The following is a 16284-nucleotide window of genomic DNA, read 5'->3' as shown; positions in this document are numbered from 1 at the left end:
TCACCGATGGCGACATCGATCAGTACCGGGGGAAGACCGCCGGCACCGCGGATGACGCCAGCAGGATGCTGCGGAACAGCCGGAGCGCATCGGGGTGCCCGCTGGCGGCGATGGCGCCGATGTTCCAGATGATCGGCCGCATGACGTCGAGATTGGTCGTCCCGATCAGCAGCAGCCTGCCCTTGTCGTATTCGCGCGCGATGGCGGCCAGCATCTGCTCATTGGCATTGCGGGAGATGAGGCCGAGCAGCGGCTGCGTGTCGCTCATTGCCTCGTCGAACGGGATCTCGAGATAGCCGCGGCGCCGGAAGACATCGGACGGGCGGATGGCCGTGTAGACCTCCCTTAATTGCTGATCGTAGGCGGGACCAAGGAAGGCGAAAGGTGCGATCAGGCTGCCGGTGCTGACGCCGGTCACCAGCTTGAACTCCGGCCGGTCTCCCGCCGCCGTCCAGCCCACCAGCAAGCCAGCACCAAAGGCGCCGTCGTCGCTGCCGCCCGAAAGCGCGAGGAGGTTGGCAGGCGGCAGCCAATCGCTCTTGCCGAGCCCCAGCTGGCGGCGCTCGCGCTCGAGCGCCCGCAGCGCCTCCTCGGCCAGTTCGGGCACCTCGGTGTCGGCCCAGAAGCGAGCATTCGGCAGCCCGCCGAGCACGGTTGCGGCCTCGATCTCAGCATGCGGGACGGCCGGCTGCCGCGCAGGGACGCTGCAGGCGGATGCGAAAACCGCAAGAACAAGAGCCAGTAGGCGCCTGAACCGAGCGAAGGCTGGTACTTGGCTGCCTGAAGCTCGCGCCGGTGTCGGTCGAGGCCACTCCGCGCCGTGCGTCTGCCGTTCTGCCGGTGAGAAGGCATGGTTCGGAGCAGTGGACCCCACGCAGCAGCCCTCGCCTGTCAGGTCGTCGAAGGCTACCGACTGCCTGCATCTTTCTCGACTCGTGTCGATGTCAAGAATCATCTCCTTCGAAGTCATCCTCGCAGCCTGCCCGGCCCGGGTCGAAGCGTGAGTCGCCAGCGGCCTCCGCCGTGCGTTCCAACCTGGCCGCCCTAGCCTCCATGTCGGACCGCACCACTGCGGCACGCTGTTCGACCGCCTGGCGCGCGGGACCATCGAGGCGTGCGGCCTGCGCACGCAGGACGGCAACCTTCACCGCTGCCTCGCTGCGCAGGTTTCTCGCCAGTGCTTGGGTTTCGGCGACCAAGCGCTGGAATTCGTGCATGCGGTCGCGCTTGACGCGTGCGCCCGCTGCAGCCCCCACCATATCGTTCGGCTCCGAACGTAGGCGGTGCAACTCGCCGCTCAATGCAGACAGCTCCCGCACCGTGCGCTCCTCGCTGAGCGAGCGAAGTAACCGGTGGCGGGAGATGCGCCCGCCAAGTGCCAGGATGCGGCTATCAAGCGGCAGCTGCCGCTCCTCCTCAACTTCCGCCACGACCACCTCGCCGCTGGCGCGGAGCCGACGCGAGATCCGATGGAGGAATCCGGCATCGAGACCCGCTTCGTCCAGATCGCGCACGGCGCCAACCAGACCGGAAGTAACGCTGTGCGATGCGAGCGCGAGGGTTCCACCGAGCAGAGTGACGAGCGCCCCGACGGCCGCGCCGACGGCCGGCGCGGCTAAAGCGGCATGCGGTTCCGTTGCAACGCGGACGGTCAGACCAATGCTGCCTTCGTCATGCCCGACCACCGCCGCGGCATAGAGGGTCAGGGTTCCATCTGCATGCAGGTCCTGCATTGTCCGAATGGCGGCACCAATGTTAGCCCCATTCGCAAATGCCGCGACCAGCAATACTCCCACAGCTGCCTCCCGCGTCCGGTGCGACGGCGTCTTCGCGCGTACCCAATCTGACTGGCGCCATGTCGGCCTCTCCGGGCGACAAACGGGACGGGGCCAAGGCTTTCAGGCCATGCTTTTCGCTAAGACGGTGCAGCATGCCCTGAAGTGTTCGATTTCGACCTCGTTGAAGCAACAGATGTCGCCAGGATGTCGCCCGCGGTACGAAATCCAAGCCACCTGTTGCGCCGTGCGATGTTGTACAAAGCCGATCGTCGAATAGCCAACTTCCCCGACTCAGTTACTTGGCTCCATCGAAGCGTGGTATTTACAGCGGCTTGCGTCCAGCAGCGTACGCCATGCCGCCCTAGCTCGGTCTGCTTGGGTCGAAACGCGGACGCTGGCGTCATCCACTGCCTCGAATTTGCGTTAGCGTGCCGCTTGGCTACGTCCGGTCTGCACGCCACGATTGTAGGCCTGTTGCTCGCTCTGTTTGTGCCGGTCGTACAGATACCCACCCGCGGCGCCGGCGCCGGCACCGATCAGCGCACCCATCCCGGCATTGCCCGCCAGGGCACCGATCACGGCGCCGCCCGCGGCCCCGCCAAGACCACCCGTCATGGTCCGCTGCTGCGTCGACGTCAGGTCGCTGCAGCCGCCCAGGCTGATCATGATCACGACGGCTGAGATTGCCTTCTTGTGCATGGCTGTGAGCTTCTCAGCGCCGGGTCGCACTGGACGTCAGCGGGCATGGCCAGGTCGTACCGGCAAACCGCATGAGCCCGTCGACGGCCCGTGTGTCGGCATACTGCGTGTTCGATTGTGTCCATCCGACGAAGGCGGTGCGGACCTGGTCCAGCGTCATGTTGGAGTCCGGTAGGCAGTAGACGCGGCCGATCGACGGATTGGCTGCGGCGACCGAGCCATGGTACTGCCCCGTTGCGATGATGAAGGCGTTGCACCAGGCGCGTGCCACCTCGCCGCCAGGGCTTGCCTCATTTGTTGCGCATAGCTTTGCAAGGTCGCCAGTGCGGCCGCTGCTGAAAGTCTGCTCCGAAATCTGAGCTGACGCCTGCCCTATCAAGGCGAGGGATGCGCCAAGAACCGAGCCCAGGATCTTGGCCGATGTGCGCGACTGCGGCATGCCTCGACTGCTCCTTCACGAGAAACCACCACCCGTTGTCGACGGCGGCCAACCGCATCCTGCCTTCGGGAGCGGCATGACGAGGCACGAAGACCGGAGGAAGGGTAGTGACCGCACGCGGAAGTGCGAAAGCGTCACCACTATCAATAACGAATGGTATTCGCCGCTTCACGCAGTGCGTCGGCGAGACTGCCGGCGGGCAATGTCTCGTCCAGCCTGATCATGTGACGCCTGGCTGCAACAGGCGATGTCGCTGGAATTTTTGCTGATGTTTTGTGAACTCAAAGTGCCTTAGAAGCGTCATCTCTCAACTAGATGGGGATGGCTGGTCAGATCCATGCGGCAAGAAGGTAGCTACACGGTCCGTCACACCCAATCCGATCTGGCCGCGCAGTTGTTCGTCAGGAATGCCCTAGAGGTAGTTCCGTTGCCTGGTAGCCCGTTTCTCCTCGATGCGGTGGACATCTCACTCGGTGACCTTGACATCCTGGTTGGCCGTGTGTCGCCGGTGTTGCTGCACGGCGTGGTTCCCGTCGACCGGGTTTGCGCCGTGTTCCCGATTACACCTTTCTTGATCAACGGTCGCTCCGCTGCGCCGCCCATGCTGGCGGTGCTCGGCGGAGGCGCAGTTTTGGACTGCACCAGCCACTCGGAGGCGGGTTTGGCCGTGGTGTCGCTGCATGTCGAACTCGCGCAGCGCACGCTCGAACTGCCGGGCCGATCCCCCGTCCCGGGCCCGGGGATGAGGTGATTCTTGCCTGCGATCCGGAACTTTGGTCTCAATCGATCCAACTGATGCAGTCGGCAGCCGAGGTGGCGGCCGAGGATGCGGCGGTGTTCGAGGTTGCAGAGGCACGACGCTCGCTAAGGTCCTCCGTCCTGGAAATGCTGCAGGATCTGCTGGGCGGTTTGTCGGGTGGTACGCGCCCGCGTGTTCTGCGCGCACCGGCCGAGCAGCACCGGCTGGTCGATGCGGTCGAAAACCTCCTAGGCGCCGATCCGGCGCAAGTGCCGACAGCGATCGGTTTGGCGGCAGCCCTCGGGATGTCCGTGCCGCGCCTGCGGCGCGTCATCCGCGCGCGCTACGGGATGAGTCTGCAGCGCCTTCTTCTGCTCCGTCGGCTGATACGGTTCGCCAAGGCGCTGCGTTCAGCCGGCCCAAGTGGCCCAACGTTGCAGCAGATCGCGTCGACCCACGGTTTCTCGGACCTCAGGGAACTCGAACGGGAATATCGGAAGGTCTTCTCCGCGGGATTCGAGCAGTTCGACAGGGATAGATGTGCACCGGGCACGGGGTGTGCGGCTATGCTGTCGCTTGCAGCAGACTGACTGAAGCGGCAACGGATGCGCTATGACTGAATAGTGATAGCGCTGCATTGATGCACGTCAATAAGGTACAGATGAGAGTGCGTCACTGACGCCGCAGGGCTGCGATATGGAGACGATGCAGTCTTCCCTTCCTTAGGAGACGGCCATGCTCCACGATGCCGTTCATACTCATTTGTTCAGCGAACCGCAGGCTGTCCAGGCGGCACAGCCTGGGCTTGATCTCCAGATCGTACCGCTGGGCGGCGGTCCCTTTACGGTCGAACTAACAACAATGGAACTCGGCGACATTTCCCTGCACGTCGGGCACGCTTCGCCCTTCTTGGGATTTGCCAAGACCAAGGCAGACTGCGCTTTGTTGCAGGTGCCAGTCGGTAACCTCGAGACGCTGCTGCTCAACGGTGTCGTCTGCAATCCGAAAATCGTGGGCATCTACGCTTGTGACACCGAACTATTGCGATCCAACTCACAGTCGAACATTTTCACATCGCTGATCCTACCCTTCGGATCGGTCGAGCGACTCCTGGAGCCACCGCCTCGATCGAAGTTTCTCCGTCCGGGCAACTATGCCCTGCTTCAGGCTGAATCGGGCATCCGGGCGCGCTACGAACGTATGGTGCTCGCCGCACGTGAAGCGGCACGCTCTCTCCCGGATATCTTCAAGCTCGAGCAATCACGGCTTGCGTTGCGTGAAGCCTTGGTGCAGGCGGCGCGTGACCTGATCAACCCGGACCATGCTTCGGAAGCCCGCATGCCGCGTAACTGTCGGGCCTTGCGGCGCATCGTGGTCGCGGCTGACGAGTATCTGCGTCTGCATATGGACAGGCCGATCTACACCGAGGAACTCTGCGACGCGCTTGCCGTCTCGGCATCGAGCCTGGCGGACGCGTTTCGGGCCGCTTTCATGGTCAGCCCACACCGCTTCCTGAAGTTGCGTCGGATGAGCATGGTGCGGGCGGCGTTGCAGTCGCGCGACGGGCCGATACCGCTGGTCAAGTCCGTTGCCCTCGGGCATGGCTTCTGGCACCTGGGACAATTCGCGCACGACTACCGCGCGACCTTCGGCGAGTCGCCCTCCGAAACACTGGAGCGTGCGCACGGTCGGCAAGGCGCCTGACAGCATCCTATCACGTGTCGGGCCCTGCCGCCGCACCGCGCCAGGCGCGGACCAGGGTGAAGGCGATCGCCAAAAGCGCCGGCCCGACGAACAGGCCAAGGAAGCCGAAGGAGAGGAAGCCACCGAAGACACCGAGGATCACCAGCGTCAAGGGCATCTCCATGCCGCGGCTGATCAGCCATGGCCGGATCAGGTTGTCGCTTAGGGTGACAAATAGGAGGCCCCAGGCGAGCATAAAAATGCCCCAGCCCTGGTCGCCCTGGTGGAACAGCCACCAGGCAGCGCCGCCCCAGACCAACGGCAACAGCACCGCACCGATCTGGCTGATGGCGAGCAGCAGCACGAGAAAGCCGAGCGCGACCGGTGCAGGAACACCGGCGATGCGGGCGCCGAAAGCCATCAGGATCGCCTGGATGAAGGCCGTGCCTACGACTCCATAAGCAACGCTGCGCAATGCGCTGCCGGCAGCCTCAAGCGCCTCGGCGGCGGTGCCTCCACCCAGGCGCCGCACCATGTCTTGCATGGTCGCCGCGAGCGCTTCACCTTTGGCCCAGAACACTCCAGCGATGATGATCGCCAACAGGAATGCAGCGCGCTGTCCGCCAGCGCATGCGCCGCGGCCAGGATGCTCCCGCGCAGCCAGTCCGCATAGGGTTCGAGCAAAGCGTGCAGGCTGCCTCCAGCGGCGGCCGCCTGGCTCCACAGGCCGGTCAGCGGCACGCCGACCAGGGGTATCCGGGCGGCCCAGTCCGGCGGAACGCTGGGTAATGCGATCAGGGCGGCTTCAGCGCCACGTGCCACCTCGGCAAGCCGCGCTGCAAGCCGCGGTGCGATGGCAAGCATCGGCAGGCCGATCGCCATCACCCCGCCGAGCGACAGCAGCGTGGCGGCGAGCCTGGGCGACAGCCCTGCACGCACCAGCAACTGGCGGAGCGGCCAGGTGGCGACCGCCAGGATGAGGGCGAAGAGGATCGCCGTGCCAAACGGCCGCAGGACGAGCGCGACACCGAGCAGCAGCAGGCCGACGAGCAGCAGAAGCACCGACCGCTCGACCAGCATGGTGGTGTTCGTGGCGGCTGACGGCTCCACGGCGGTCCTGCGTCTCCAGGAATTTCGTTCCGCGTCCATGTTGCTGCCCCTTGCCGTCAGCCGGCTGGCGCAGGCAATGCAGCACCGAGGTCGCATCTCCGGCACGCTGCCTGCGACCCGCAGCGGCGCGCCGGTGGCGGCGAGGATCGCCTCGACCGTGACGCCGGAGGCGCGCTCACGCAGTACCAGCCCGTCGTCGGTCGGCTCGATCACCGCCATGTCGGTCACGACGAGCGTGACGCGCCGCACGGCCGTGGCGGGCAAGGTGAGCTCGCGGACGATCTTGGGCCCACCCCGCGCGGTATGCTGCATGGCGATCACCACGCGCCGTGCCCCGGCGACCAGGTCCATCGCGCCGCCCATGCCGGCGACCATCCGACCGGGCACCATCCAATTCGCCAGCCGTCCCCCGGCATCCACCTGCAACCCGCCCAGCACCGTCATGTCCAGATGGCCGCCGCGGGTCAGGGCGCAGGAGGTGACGCTGTCAAAGCTCCAGGCACCGGGAAGCGCGGAGACGAAGCCGCCACCGGCATCGGTGAGATAAGGGTCCTCCATGCCCTCCGGCGGTCGGGCGCCGAAGCCGACGATCCCGTTCTCGCTCTGAAAGGCAACGCGGATCCTCGGCGGGACATGGCTGGCCACCAGCGTCGGCAGCCCGATACCCAGATTGACCAGCGTGCGGTCGTGCAGTTCAAAGGCTACCCGGCGGGCGATGATTTCCTTGGCGTCCATCCTCATCGCCTCCTCTCTACCAGGTGGTCCACCAGGATGCCGGAGGTGCGGACGGCATCCGGCGGGATGACGCCGACCGGCACGACCTCCTCCGCCTCCGCAATCACGCACTCTGCCGCCATAGCCATGATGGGGTTGAAGTTCGTGGCCGTCAGCCTGTAGGTGAGATTGAAGAGATGGTCGGCCTCGTGCGCATGGACTAGCGCGACATCAGCGCGCAGCGGCAGCTCAAGCAGGTAATCGCGCTCCTCGACCGTGATCACCCGCTTACCGTCGGCGACGATCGTACCGACCCCGGTCGGCGTCGGGATTCCGCCGAGCCCGGCCCCACCGGCGCGGATACGCTCCGCCAAGGTGCCCTGCGGCACGAGGTCCACCGTCATCGAGCCGTCCAGCATCCTACGCTGCACGACCGGGTTCGTACCGATATGCGAGACGATCACGCGGGTGACGCAGCCTGCATCGATCAGCCGGCCGATGCCGAGGTCGGGCCTCGCCGTGTCATTGGCGATCACCGTCAGGTTGCGCGCGATCCGGGCGACCAGCGCATCCAGTAATCGTTCCGGCGTCCCGACACCCAGGAAACCGCCGATCATCACGCTGGCGCCGTCCGGCATCAGTCGCGCTGCGTCCTCCGCCCTGATCGCCGATCGCATGCTGACTGCCGCCATGAACCGTGATCCCGATCGCTGCCGAGGATTGCGCAGGGGTGCCGCCCGTTCGGAGGCCGGCCTTCGTCGCGGGGCGTCAGGCTAGGTCTTCGGGCCGCCCAAGTCCCAGGCGAAAGCTATCGAAAACCACGCTATTCCACCCGGAATGCCTGGGCCGCCGAACGGCGGTTTTTTGACATTGGCTTCGCTTGCCGCACCGCGAAGCACTCCTGATGCTGCACGGCAACACGAGCCCACCGGTCATCTCCGCGACCCGGCAGAACGGATACGGACGCGCTTCCGTCACAACGCGACGGTCCCTGCATTGCGACGCGTCAGGCTTGCTCAGGGACACCATCAACGCCGGTCCCACGGGTAGATAACGGGAGCTGAAATTCGTGAACACCGACATCCGTGACGCGGAACAGCTTATCGGCCTGACGCGCGACAACATCGCCATCGGCATGACTGCCAGCATCGAGCATGTGTTGCAGGAGCGCAGCTTCGACCTCGTCGCGGCGCTGTTTGGCGTACCCAATCCGGCCCGCGACCTGCTGCCGGACGCGGCCAACGCCCTGCTCGTGCAGGGCATCCTGCTGGACTTCACCGCCCGGTGCATGCCTGGCCCGGGCTGCGATATCCTGTCGCAGGAATTGCGCTTCGTGGTCGACCCCTTGCCGGGCGATCGCATCACGGTGCAGGGCACGGTCACCGCCCGACCGAGCCAGGACAGTGCGATCATCGCCCTCCTGCTCGAATGCCAGCGCGGCCGCATCGCCGAGGGCAGCGTGACCGTCCGGCTGCCGGCCGAACAAATCGCGCTGCCGCTGGGACCTCGGCCCGACATCATCCTGCACCGCCACAAGCACCTGGAGACCCTGCTGCGGCGCAGCGCCGAGGCCGCGCCGCTGACCGCCGCCGTGGCCTGGCCTTGCGACCGGGACAGCCTGCTCGGCCCCCTGCAGGCGCGGGAACTAGGCGCCATGCGGCCCATCCTGGTCGGGCCGCGTGCCGCCATCGAGGCGGTGGCGGCAGCCGCCGATGCGCGCCTCGGGGATTGCGAGCTGATCGAGGCCGAGACGCCCCATGCCGCGGCGGCTGCCGCGGTGCGGCTCTGCCGCGAGGGTCGCGCCGGCGCGCTGATGAAGGGCAGCCTGCACACCGACGACCTGATGGCGGCGGTGGTGGCGCGCGATGGCGGCCTGCGCGGGGCGCGCCGCATCAGCCATGTCTTCGCCCTGGATGTCCCGTCCTACCACAAGGCGCTGTTCATCACCGACGCCGCGATCAACATCGAGCCGGACCTGATCACCAAGGCGGACATCATCCAGAACGCCGTGGAGATGCTGCATGCGCTCGGCAATGCCGCGCCGAAGGTCGCCATCCTCTCGGCGGTCGAGACGGTGAACCCGAAGATCCCCGGCACGCTCGATGCCGCGGCGCTTTGCAAGATGGCCGACCGCGGGCAGATCACCGGCGCGCTGCTGGATGGGCCGCTGGCCTTCGACAACGCCATCAGCCGTGCCGCCGCCGCCATCAAGAAGATCACCTCGCCGGTCGCCGGCGACGCCGACATCCTGGTCGCGCCGAACCTCGAGGCGGGCAACATGATCGCCAAGCAGCTCAGTTATCTCGCCGGTGCAGACAGCGCCGGCATCGTGCTCGGCGCCCGCGTCCCCGTCATCCTCACCAGCCGGGCGGACAGCGTTACCTCGCGGCTCGCCTCCATCGCCCTGGCGCGCCTGCTCCCGGCCGCCAACCAGCGGGAGGCGCAAGCATGAGCAACATGGCCGGCGTGGTTGGGGTGGTGAATGCCGGCTCCTCGTCGCTGAAATTCTCGCTGTTCGATGGCGACCACTGCTTCCTCGACGGCCAGGTGGATGGCATCGGCGTCCGGGTGGGGTTCCGGGCCAAGGATGCTGCCGGTGCCGTGGTCGCGGGCCCAGACCTGTCCTGGCCGGCTCCAAAGAGCCCGGCCGAGGCCTTGATGACGTTGCTGCCTTGGCTGCGCGAACGGCTCGAAGGCCGGCCGCTGACAGGGCTAGGGCACCGTGTGGTCCATGGCGGCGCCACGCATGAGCGGCCGGAGCGCGTGACGCCGGCGCTGCTGGAGGAACTCGGGCGGCTCTCGCCCCTGGCGCCGCTGCATCAACCGCACAACCTGGCGCCGATCCGAACCGCCCTGGAGAATGCGCCGGGCCTGCCGCAGGTCGCATGCTTCGACACGGCCTTCCACCACACCATGCCGCCGGTGGTGCAGGCCTATGCCATCCCGTCCCGCTTGGCCGCGAAGGGCATCCGGCGCTACGGCTTCCACGGGCTGTCCTATGAATACATCGCCTCCGCCTTGCCGAAGGCCGCGCCGGGGATCGCCGAGGGGCGCGTGGTCGTCGCGCATCTCGGCAATGGCGCCTCGCTTTGTGGCCTGCGGGCCGGGCGCAGCATTGCCACCACGATGGGGTTCTCGGCGCTCGACGGCCTGCCGATGGGCACGCGGTGCGGCGAGCTGGACCCGGCGGTGGTCCTGCACCTGCTGAACCAGGAAGGCATGACCATCTCGGAGGTGGAGGACCTGCTCTACCGTCGGTCCGGCATGCTCGGCCTGTCCGGCATCTCCTCAGACTTCCGCGGATTGCTGGCAAGCCGTGAGCCGGCGGCGCGCTTCGCCATCGAGGTCTTCATCCATCGCGTTGCGCGCGGCATAGGCTCGCTCGCGGCGGCGCTCGGCGGGCTGGATGGCCTGGTCTTCACCGCCGGCGTCGGAGAGAACGCGGCGCCGGTGCGGGCGATGGTCTGCGAGGCCTGTGCCTGGCTCGGCATCGAGCTCGATCCCGAGGCCAATGCCTCGCATGCCGGCCGCATCACCACCGCCGGCAGCCGCATCCCGGCCCATGTCGTGCCGACCAACGAGAACCTGATGATCGCACGGCACACACGTGCCGCATTGAGCGCCTGAGGAGGACAGCATGGCGGACGCCAAGCAGCAGCACGAACGGCTCCCGCCGGTCCTGACCGGGAAGAAGGCGCTGATCGTCGGCGTCGCCAACGAGCATTCGATCGCCTGGGGCTGCGCCCAGGCCATGCGACGTGCCGGCGCCGAGATCGCCATGACCTACCTGAACGACCGTGCGAGGCCGCATGTAGAACCACTGGCGAGGGCGCTCGACGTGGAGATCTTCCTGCCGCTCGAGGTCAGGGATCTCACGCAAGTCGACGGGCTCTTCGCCAGCATCGCCGAACGCTGGGGCGGGCTCGACATCCTGGTTCATTCCATCGCCTTTGCGCCACGGGATGCGCTGCAGGGGCGTGTCGTGGACTGTCCGCGCGATGGGTTCCTGGCCGCGATGGAAGTCTCCTGCTGGTCGTTCCTCGACCAGGCGCATCGGGCGGAACCCCTGATGCGGCAGGGCGGGACGATGATGACGATGTCCTATCTCGGCGCCAACGAGGTGGTGGACAACTACGGTGTCATGGGACCGGTCAAGGCCGCGCTGGAATCGTCCGTGCGCTACGTCGCGACGGAATTGGGCCCGAAGGGGATCCGGGTTCATGCCGTAAGCCCCGGGCCGCTGGCCACCCGCGCCGCCTCTGGCATCAAGGACTTCGACGACCTGATGACCAGGGTTTCGGCACGGGCACCGGCGCGGCGGCTCGTCACCATCGAGGAGGTCGGCGCCGCCTGCGTCTTTCTCGCCTCCGACTATGCCGCCGCCATGACCGGAGAGACCCTCTACGTCGATGGTGGCTACCACATCCTCGGTTGAGCCCTGGAAACCGGATCGGGAGAGCCTGACATGAACATCACCGGCAGCACCCTGAGCGCCGATGCCGTGCGCGCCTACCTGCATTCGAAGAAGGCGGAGGAGGAGGCCAAGCAGCGGGCCTTCGAGGCCTCGACCAAGATCGAGCTCGACAAGCTGCATGAGTCCTTCAATCAGCGCGAGGTGCAGCCGGAGGCGATGGACCGCATTGCCACACTGGTGCGGAAGACCATCGACATGGGGGAGAAGCAGGCGCTGGTGCTGCGTTTCCCATCCGACTGGCTGCCGGACCAGGGCCGCGCGATCACCAACCACGACAAGGATTGGCACACTAAGCTCGACGGCTTCCCGAAGCGTGCCTACGACTTCTTCAAGCGCGAGCTGGAACCGCGCGGCTTCCAAATCCGCGCGGAGATTCTTGAACTGGCCGGGCGGAATGCCCGGAGAGGTCGGGTTCTTCCTCCAATGGAAAGCGGCGGAGGAGACCTAGCGTGATGACCCGTGTACCGGTCTTCTCCGACTTCTTCGAATACGCGGTCGATGCCACGCAGCGCAGCCTGCTGTTCTGGGACACGCTCCGGGAGCGCGGCAACGAGTATCTGCGGCACGAGGCTGCGGGCAAGCCGCCGCTGCTGACCTTCGGCCGCGAGATGCTGCTCGACGGCCGCACGCTCGAGACGCCCTGCAATTACGCCCTGCTTCGCATCCTGCCCGGTGACGACGACCTGCCGACCGACCCGGCTCTTCGACCCTTCGTCGTCGTCGATCCGCGCGCCGGGCATGGTCCCGGGATCGGCGGCTTCAAGGCGGACAGCGAGATCGGCAATGCGCTGAAGCTCGGTCATCCCGTCTACTTCGTCACCTTCTTCCCGGAACCCGTGCCGGGGCAGCGGCTGGTCGACGTGATGCTGGCGGAGGCACGCTTCCTGGAATGGTGCGGGGACCGCCACCCGGATGCGCCGGGCGGTCCTTGTGTCATCGGCAATTGCCAAGCGGGGTGGGCCATCATGGGCCTCGCCGCGGTGCGGCCGAGCTGCCCGGCCCAATCCTGATCGCCGGCTCGCCGCTGTCCTATTGGGCCGGTGCGCCAGGGCTGAACCCGATGCGCTACACCGGTGGCCTGCTGGGTGGCAGCTGGCTGACGCATCTTGTCAGTGACCTCGGGAATGGCCGGTTCGATGGGGCCAATCTCGTGCTCAATTTCGAAGCGTTGAATCCGGCGAACACCTGGTGGTCGAAATACTACAACCTGCTTGACAAGGCTGATACCGAGCCGCCGCGCTTCCTCGAATTCGAGCGGTGGTGGGGCGGCTATTTCCTCATGAACCGCGAGGAAATCACCGCTATCGTCGACCAGCTCTTCGTCGGCAACAAGCTGGCGCGAGGCGAGGGTCACCTCGCATGACGGGACGATGCGGGTCGACCTCCGGAACATCCGCTCCCCGATCTGCGTCCTCTGTTCCTGGGGCGATGACATCACTCCGCCGCAGCAGGCGCTCAACTGGATCCTCGATCTCTATGCCTCGGATGACGACCTGGTCGCGCAGGCCCAGACGATCGTCTATTGCGTGCATCCCAAGGTCGGGCATCTCGGCATCTTCGTGTCTGGCGCTATCGCTCGGAAGGAGCATGCCGGATTCGTCGAGCTCCTCGATCTCATCGAGGCGCTGCCACCCGGCCTCTATGAGATGCTGATCGACGACAAGAAGCCGGGCATGCGGGCCGAGGCGCTGGTGACCGATCGCTACGTCACCCGCTTCGAGCAACGCAGCATCACCGACATCGCCGCGCTGTGCGGCGACCGTGAGGGCGAGCGTCCGTTCGAAGTGGTCAGGAAACTGTCCGAGGTGAATGCGGGGTTGTACGAGCAGCTGGCCGCTCCGGCAGTCCAGGCACTCTCGTCCGAACCCATGGCTGCCGCGGGGCGGCGCCTGCATCCGCTGCGGGTGCAACGCTGGGCGATGTCCGACTTGAATCCGATGGTCTGGCCTATTGCCGCAGCCGCGGCGATGGTCCGGGGCAGCCGGCGGGCTTGCGCCGAGGACAACCCCTTCCGGGCCATGGAACGCGACATGGCCCAGGGGGTTGAGCGGGCCATCGAGAATGCCTCGAACGCCCGGCACAAGGCGGTGGAGCAGGTTTTCGGCCTGCTTTACGACACGCCGCTGGCGCGGGCGGCGACGGGGCTTGCCGCTCAGTCGGCGCCGGTGCCGCTCGGCGCCGATCCATTGCGGCGCGACCTGGCGCGGCGTGAGGTGGAGGCGCTCAGGGCCGGCGCCGAAAAGGGTACGCTGCAGGACGGCATCGTCCGCATCCTGCTGTTGATGATGAACGAGAAGGGCGCCATCGACGAACGGACCTACCGGGCGCTGCAGGCCGTACGGAATGAGCTGCCCACGCGGCACAGGCCGACACCGGCGGAAGTGCATGAGGTCGCCCGGCGCCAGGCGCTTCTGCTGCGGACCGATCGTGCCGCCGCGGTGCGTGGCTTGTCGGAAATCTTCGCCGCGCCGAAAGACCGCCGAGCTGGCCGAGACGGTCTTGCGGAAGGCTGCCGCGCTGGTCGGCATGCGCATCGACGCAACTTCGCACGGACCGATGGCCGTGCTGTTGCACCGGGGCGATGATCCGCCTGCTGCGGAGCGGCCGACCGCGCGACGCGCCATCGATCCGGCCGCCTAGCGCGTCTAACCTTGCGCGCCCCGCAGGCAGGGAAAGACGAACCGGAGCGCGGCACTGGTCTGGTACGAGACCATTGCCAGGCAGTGTCTTTGTCTGCCGCATTCCTCTCCCCGACAAGCAACGAAGACGGGTTTTCTTGATAGAGTTGTTGCGCCTCTCCACCCGGCCAGGGCCTAACCTTGCTTCGTGGCGGCCCACCCGACCGGGTGTGCAGCCGTCAAGAAGACTGGCAATGCCAAGGGGTGGAAGCGACATGGAAGGCGTGAACCTGACGCCTGCCGAGCACGGCGGGCGATGCTGGCACGGCTTTGAGGGCGGCCGCTGGCAGCGAGCGATCGACGTGCGCGACTTCATCCAGCGCAACGTCACCTCCTATACCGGCGACGAGGCCTTCGTGGTCGGCCCGACGGCCCGCACCCAGGCGGTCTGGGCGAAGCTGCAGCCATACTTCCAGGAGGAGCAACGCAAGGGTGTGCTGGATGTCGACGCGGCAGCGCCATCCACGCTGCTGGCGCATGCGCCGGGCTACATCGACCGCGACAACGAGGTGATCGTTGGGCTGCAGACCGACAAGCCGTTCCGCCGTGCCATCTTCCCGGCCGGCGGCCTGCGGATGGTCGAATCAGGCCTGAAGGCAGCCGGGTTCGAGGCTGATGCAGCGGTGCATGATGCCTTCACCAAATACCGGAAGACACATAACGACGGAGTCTTCGACGCCTATACGCCCGAGATCATGCGCTGCCGGAAATCCGGCATCATCACCGGCCTGCCCGACTCCTATGGCCGCGGCCGCATCATCGGCGATTACCGGCGCGTCGCGCTGTACGGCACCGATCGGTTGCTTGCGGCCAAGCGCGAGGAGCGGGCGCAGCTCGACGATATGTGGCCGAATGACGAGGTGATCCGCAGCCGCGAAGAACTTGCCGAGCAGATGCGCGCGCTGGCCGATCTGGCCGAGATGGGCCGACGCTATGGCTGCGATCTCGCCCGGCCGGCGGAGACTGCGCGCGAGGCGGCGCAATGGACCTACCTCGCCTATCTCGGCGCCATCAAGGAGGCGAATGGCGCGGCCATGTCGATCGGCCGCATTTCGACCTTCCTCGACATCTATATCGAGCGCGATCTGCGCAGCGGCACCTGGATGAATCAGGCGCGCAGGAACTCATCGATCAGCTGGTGCAGAAGCTGCGCATCGTCCGCTTCCTGCGGACGCCGGATTATGATGCGCTGTTCAGTGGCGACCCGTATTGGGCGACGGAATGCATCGGCGGCATGGACCTGGGCGGCCGCACGCTGGTGACGCGGAGCAGCTACCGGATGCTGCACAGCCTCACCAATCTCGGCCCCGCGCCTGAGCCCAACATCACGGTGCTCTGGTCGAAGAACCTTCCCGCGTCCTTCAAGCGCTACTGTCCTCCGCGTCAGCCGCGACACGTCGTCCCTGCAATACGAGAATGACGACCTGATGCGGCCCTACTGGGGCGACGATTACGGCATCGCCTGCTGCGTCTCCGCCATGCGGCTGGGAAGCCAGATGCAGTTCTTCGGGGCTCGGGTCAACCTGGCCAAGACGATGCTGTATGCGATCAACGGCGGGCGTGACGAGGTGACTGGCGAGCAGGTGGCGCCGCCCACCAGGCCGGTCACGTCCGAGATCCTGGACTACGAGGAGGTGTTCGGGGAATTCGACGCCATGATGGAGTGGCTCGCGCGCACCTATGTGCATGCGATGAACTGCATCCACTACATGCATGACAAATACTTCTATGAGCGCCTGGAGATGGCGCTGCACGACCGCGATGTCCTGCGGACCATGGCCTTCGAGGATCGCCGGGCTCTCGGTCGTGGCGGACAGCCTCTCGGCCATCAAGCATGCGAAGGTGCATGTCATCAGGGACGACACCGGGCTTGCGGTCGATTACCGCGTCGAGGGCGACTTCCCGAAATACGGCAATGCCGATAGCCGGGTTGACCAGATCGCCGCAGACCTAGTCTCGCGCTTCATGGC

Annotated in this window: 14 protein-coding genes and 4 pseudogenes; 11 read left to right on the top strand and 7 right to left on the bottom strand. The window is 66.3% G+C overall.

The window, feature by feature from the left end; genetic code table 11:
- Positions 1–19: 19 nt before the first annotated feature.
- The 4 genes from ACQ86J_RS25250 to ACQ86J_RS25235 form a co-directional block, all read right to left on the bottom strand.
- The gene (locus ACQ86J_RS25250; RefSeq protein WP_431267690.1) at positions 20–652 is read right to left on the bottom strand and encodes a patatin-like phospholipase family protein; all 633 of its coding nucleotides are present in this window, start codon (positions 650–652) and stop codon (positions 20–22) included.
- 292 nt (positions 653–944) lie between these two features.
- Positions 945–1733, bottom strand: a complete 789-nt coding sequence (locus ACQ86J_RS25245) for a hypothetical protein (RefSeq protein ID WP_431267689.1) — start codon at positions 1731–1733, stop codon at positions 945–947.
- A 468-nt stretch (positions 1734–2201) separates the two neighbouring features.
- Complete coding sequence (locus ACQ86J_RS25240) at positions 2202–2477, bottom strand: YMGG-like glycine zipper-containing protein (protein WP_431267688.1); 276 nt, start codon at positions 2475–2477, stop codon at positions 2202–2204.
- 13 nt (positions 2478–2490) lie between these two features.
- Positions 2491–2916 carry a Rap1a/Tai family immunity protein gene (locus ACQ86J_RS25235; RefSeq protein WP_431267687.1) on the bottom strand — a complete coding sequence of 142 codons (426 nt, stop codon included), beginning with the start codon at positions 2914–2916 and terminating at the stop codon, positions 2491–2493.
- Positions 2917–3373: 457 nt separating this feature from the next.
- Between ACQ86J_RS25235 and ACQ86J_RS25230 the strand changes: the two genes are divergently transcribed.
- The 3 genes from ACQ86J_RS25230 (at position 3374) to ACQ86J_RS25220 (ending at position 5359) form a co-directional block, all read left to right on the top strand.
- On the top strand, positions 3374–3667 hold the full coding sequence (locus ACQ86J_RS25230; RefSeq protein WP_431267686.1) for a hypothetical protein: 294 nt from the start codon (positions 3374–3376) through the stop codon (positions 3665–3667).
- Complete coding sequence (locus tag ACQ86J_RS25225; RefSeq protein WP_431267685.1) at positions 3664–4245, top strand: helix-turn-helix domain-containing protein; 582 nt, start codon at positions 3664–3666, stop codon at positions 4243–4245. Before ACQ86J_RS25230 ends, ACQ86J_RS25225 begins: the two co-directional genes overlap by 4 nt.
- 145 nt (positions 4246–4390) lie before the next feature.
- On the top strand, positions 4391–5359 hold the full coding sequence (locus tag ACQ86J_RS25220) for a helix-turn-helix domain-containing protein (protein ID WP_431267684.1): 969 nt from the start codon (positions 4391–4393) through the stop codon (positions 5357–5359).
- 10 nt (positions 5360–5369) lie between these two features.
- Here the strand turns inward: ACQ86J_RS25220 and ACQ86J_RS25215 are convergent, their stop codons facing one another.
- From ACQ86J_RS25215 to ACQ86J_RS25205, 3 genes and pseudogenes are all read right to left on the bottom strand, one after another.
- A complete protein-coding gene (locus ACQ86J_RS25215; protein ID WP_431272527.1) occupies positions 5370–5918 on the bottom strand; it encodes an AI-2E family transporter in 549 nt (182 codons plus the stop codon).
- Positions 5919–6625: 707 nt separating this feature from the next.
- A pseudogene (locus ACQ86J_RS25210) lies at positions 6626–7183 on the bottom strand (3-oxoacid CoA-transferase subunit B); the annotation flags it as partial.
- 2 nt (positions 7184–7185) lie between these two features.
- A complete protein-coding gene (locus ACQ86J_RS25205; RefSeq protein ID WP_431267683.1) occupies positions 7186–7800 on the bottom strand; it encodes a CoA transferase subunit A in 615 nt (204 codons plus the stop codon).
- Positions 7801–8231: 431 nt separating this feature from the next.
- On the opposite strand from ACQ86J_RS25205, the gene ACQ86J_RS25200 reads away from it, so the two are divergent.
- The 8 genes and pseudogenes from ACQ86J_RS25200 to ACQ86J_RS25165 all read left to right on the top strand — a co-directional run.
- A complete protein-coding gene (locus ACQ86J_RS25200; protein ID WP_431267682.1) occupies positions 8232–9614 on the top strand; it encodes a bifunctional enoyl-CoA hydratase/phosphate acetyltransferase in 1383 nt (460 codons plus the stop codon).
- A 5-nt stretch (positions 9615–9619) separates the two neighbouring features.
- The gene (locus tag ACQ86J_RS25195) at positions 9620–10789 is read left to right on the top strand and encodes an acetate/propionate family kinase (protein ID WP_431272526.1); all 1170 of its coding nucleotides are present in this window, start codon (positions 9620–9622) and stop codon (positions 10787–10789) included.
- A 10-nt stretch (positions 10790–10799) separates the two neighbouring features.
- On the top strand, positions 10800–11597 hold the full coding sequence (gene fabI / locus ACQ86J_RS25190) for an enoyl-ACP reductase FabI (RefSeq protein ID WP_431267681.1): 798 nt from the start codon (positions 10800–10802) through the stop codon (positions 11595–11597).
- A gap of 30 nt (positions 11598–11627) precedes the next feature.
- Positions 11628–12089, top strand: coding sequence for a hypothetical protein (locus ACQ86J_RS25185; protein WP_431267680.1), 462 nt, complete (start codon positions 11628–11630; stop codon positions 12087–12089).
- A pseudogene (locus ACQ86J_RS25180) lies at positions 12089–12999 on the top strand (DUF3141 domain-containing protein). Before ACQ86J_RS25185 ends, ACQ86J_RS25180 begins: the two are co-directional and overlap by 1 nt.
- 7 nt (positions 13000–13006) lie before the next feature.
- The gene (locus ACQ86J_RS25175) at positions 13007–14221 is read left to right on the top strand and encodes a DUF3141 domain-containing protein (protein ID WP_431267679.1); all 1215 of its coding nucleotides are present in this window, start codon (positions 13007–13009) and stop codon (positions 14219–14221) included.
- Positions 14218–15734, top strand: a pseudogene (locus ACQ86J_RS25170) (pyruvate formate lyase family protein). The gene ACQ86J_RS25175 and the pseudogene ACQ86J_RS25170 overlap by 4 nt, the downstream one beginning before the upstream one ends.
- Positions 15735–15741: 7 nt before the next feature.
- Positions 15742–16261 (top strand): annotated as a pseudogene (locus tag ACQ86J_RS25165) (pyruvate formate lyase family protein); the annotation flags it as partial.
- Between the last annotated feature and the right edge of the window lie 23 nt (positions 16262–16284).

Source organism: Dankookia sp. P2, assembly GCF_050632255.1.
GTDB lineage: Bacteria > Pseudomonadota > Alphaproteobacteria > Acetobacterales > Acetobacteraceae > Paracraurococcus.
The sequence above is the reverse complement of the archived record's forward strand: the minus strand, read 5'-3'. Positions and strand labels throughout refer to the sequence as shown.

What these genes read in the sequence shown, in the direction of transcription:
- ACQ86J_RS25220 (WP_431267684.1), top strand. Translation starts at nt 4,391, where the DNA reads ATGCTCCACGATGCCGTTCATACTCATTTGTTCAGCGAACCGCAGGCT.
- ACQ86J_RS25205 (WP_431267683.1), bottom strand. Translation starts at nt 7,800, where the DNA reads ATGCCGGACGGCGCCAGCGTGATGATCGGCGGTTTCCTGGGTGTCGGG.
- ACQ86J_RS25195 (WP_431272526.1), top strand. Translation starts at nt 9,620, where the DNA reads ATGGCCGGCGTGGTTGGGGTGGTGAATGCCGGCTCCTCGTCGCTGAAA.
- fabI (WP_431267681.1), top strand. Translation starts at nt 10,800, where the DNA reads ATGGCGGACGCCAAGCAGCAGCACGAACGGCTCCCGCCGGTCCTGACC.
- ACQ86J_RS25235 (WP_431267687.1), bottom strand. Translation starts at nt 2,916, where the DNA reads ATGCCGCAGTCGCGCACATCGGCCAAGATCCTGGGCTCGGTTCTTGGC.
- ACQ86J_RS25175 (WP_431267679.1), top strand. Translation starts at nt 13,007, where the DNA reads ATGCGGGTCGACCTCCGGAACATCCGCTCCCCGATCTGCGTCCTCTGT.
- ACQ86J_RS25245 (WP_431267689.1), bottom strand. Translation starts at nt 1,733, where the DNA reads ATGCAGGACCTGCATGCAGATGGAACCCTGACCCTCTATGCCGCGGCG.
- ACQ86J_RS25240 (WP_431267688.1), bottom strand. Translation starts at nt 2,477, where the DNA reads ATGCACAAGAAGGCAATCTCAGCCGTCGTGATCATGATCAGCCTGGGC.
- ACQ86J_RS25185 (WP_431267680.1), top strand. Translation starts at nt 11,628, where the DNA reads ATGAACATCACCGGCAGCACCCTGAGCGCCGATGCCGTGCGCGCCTAC.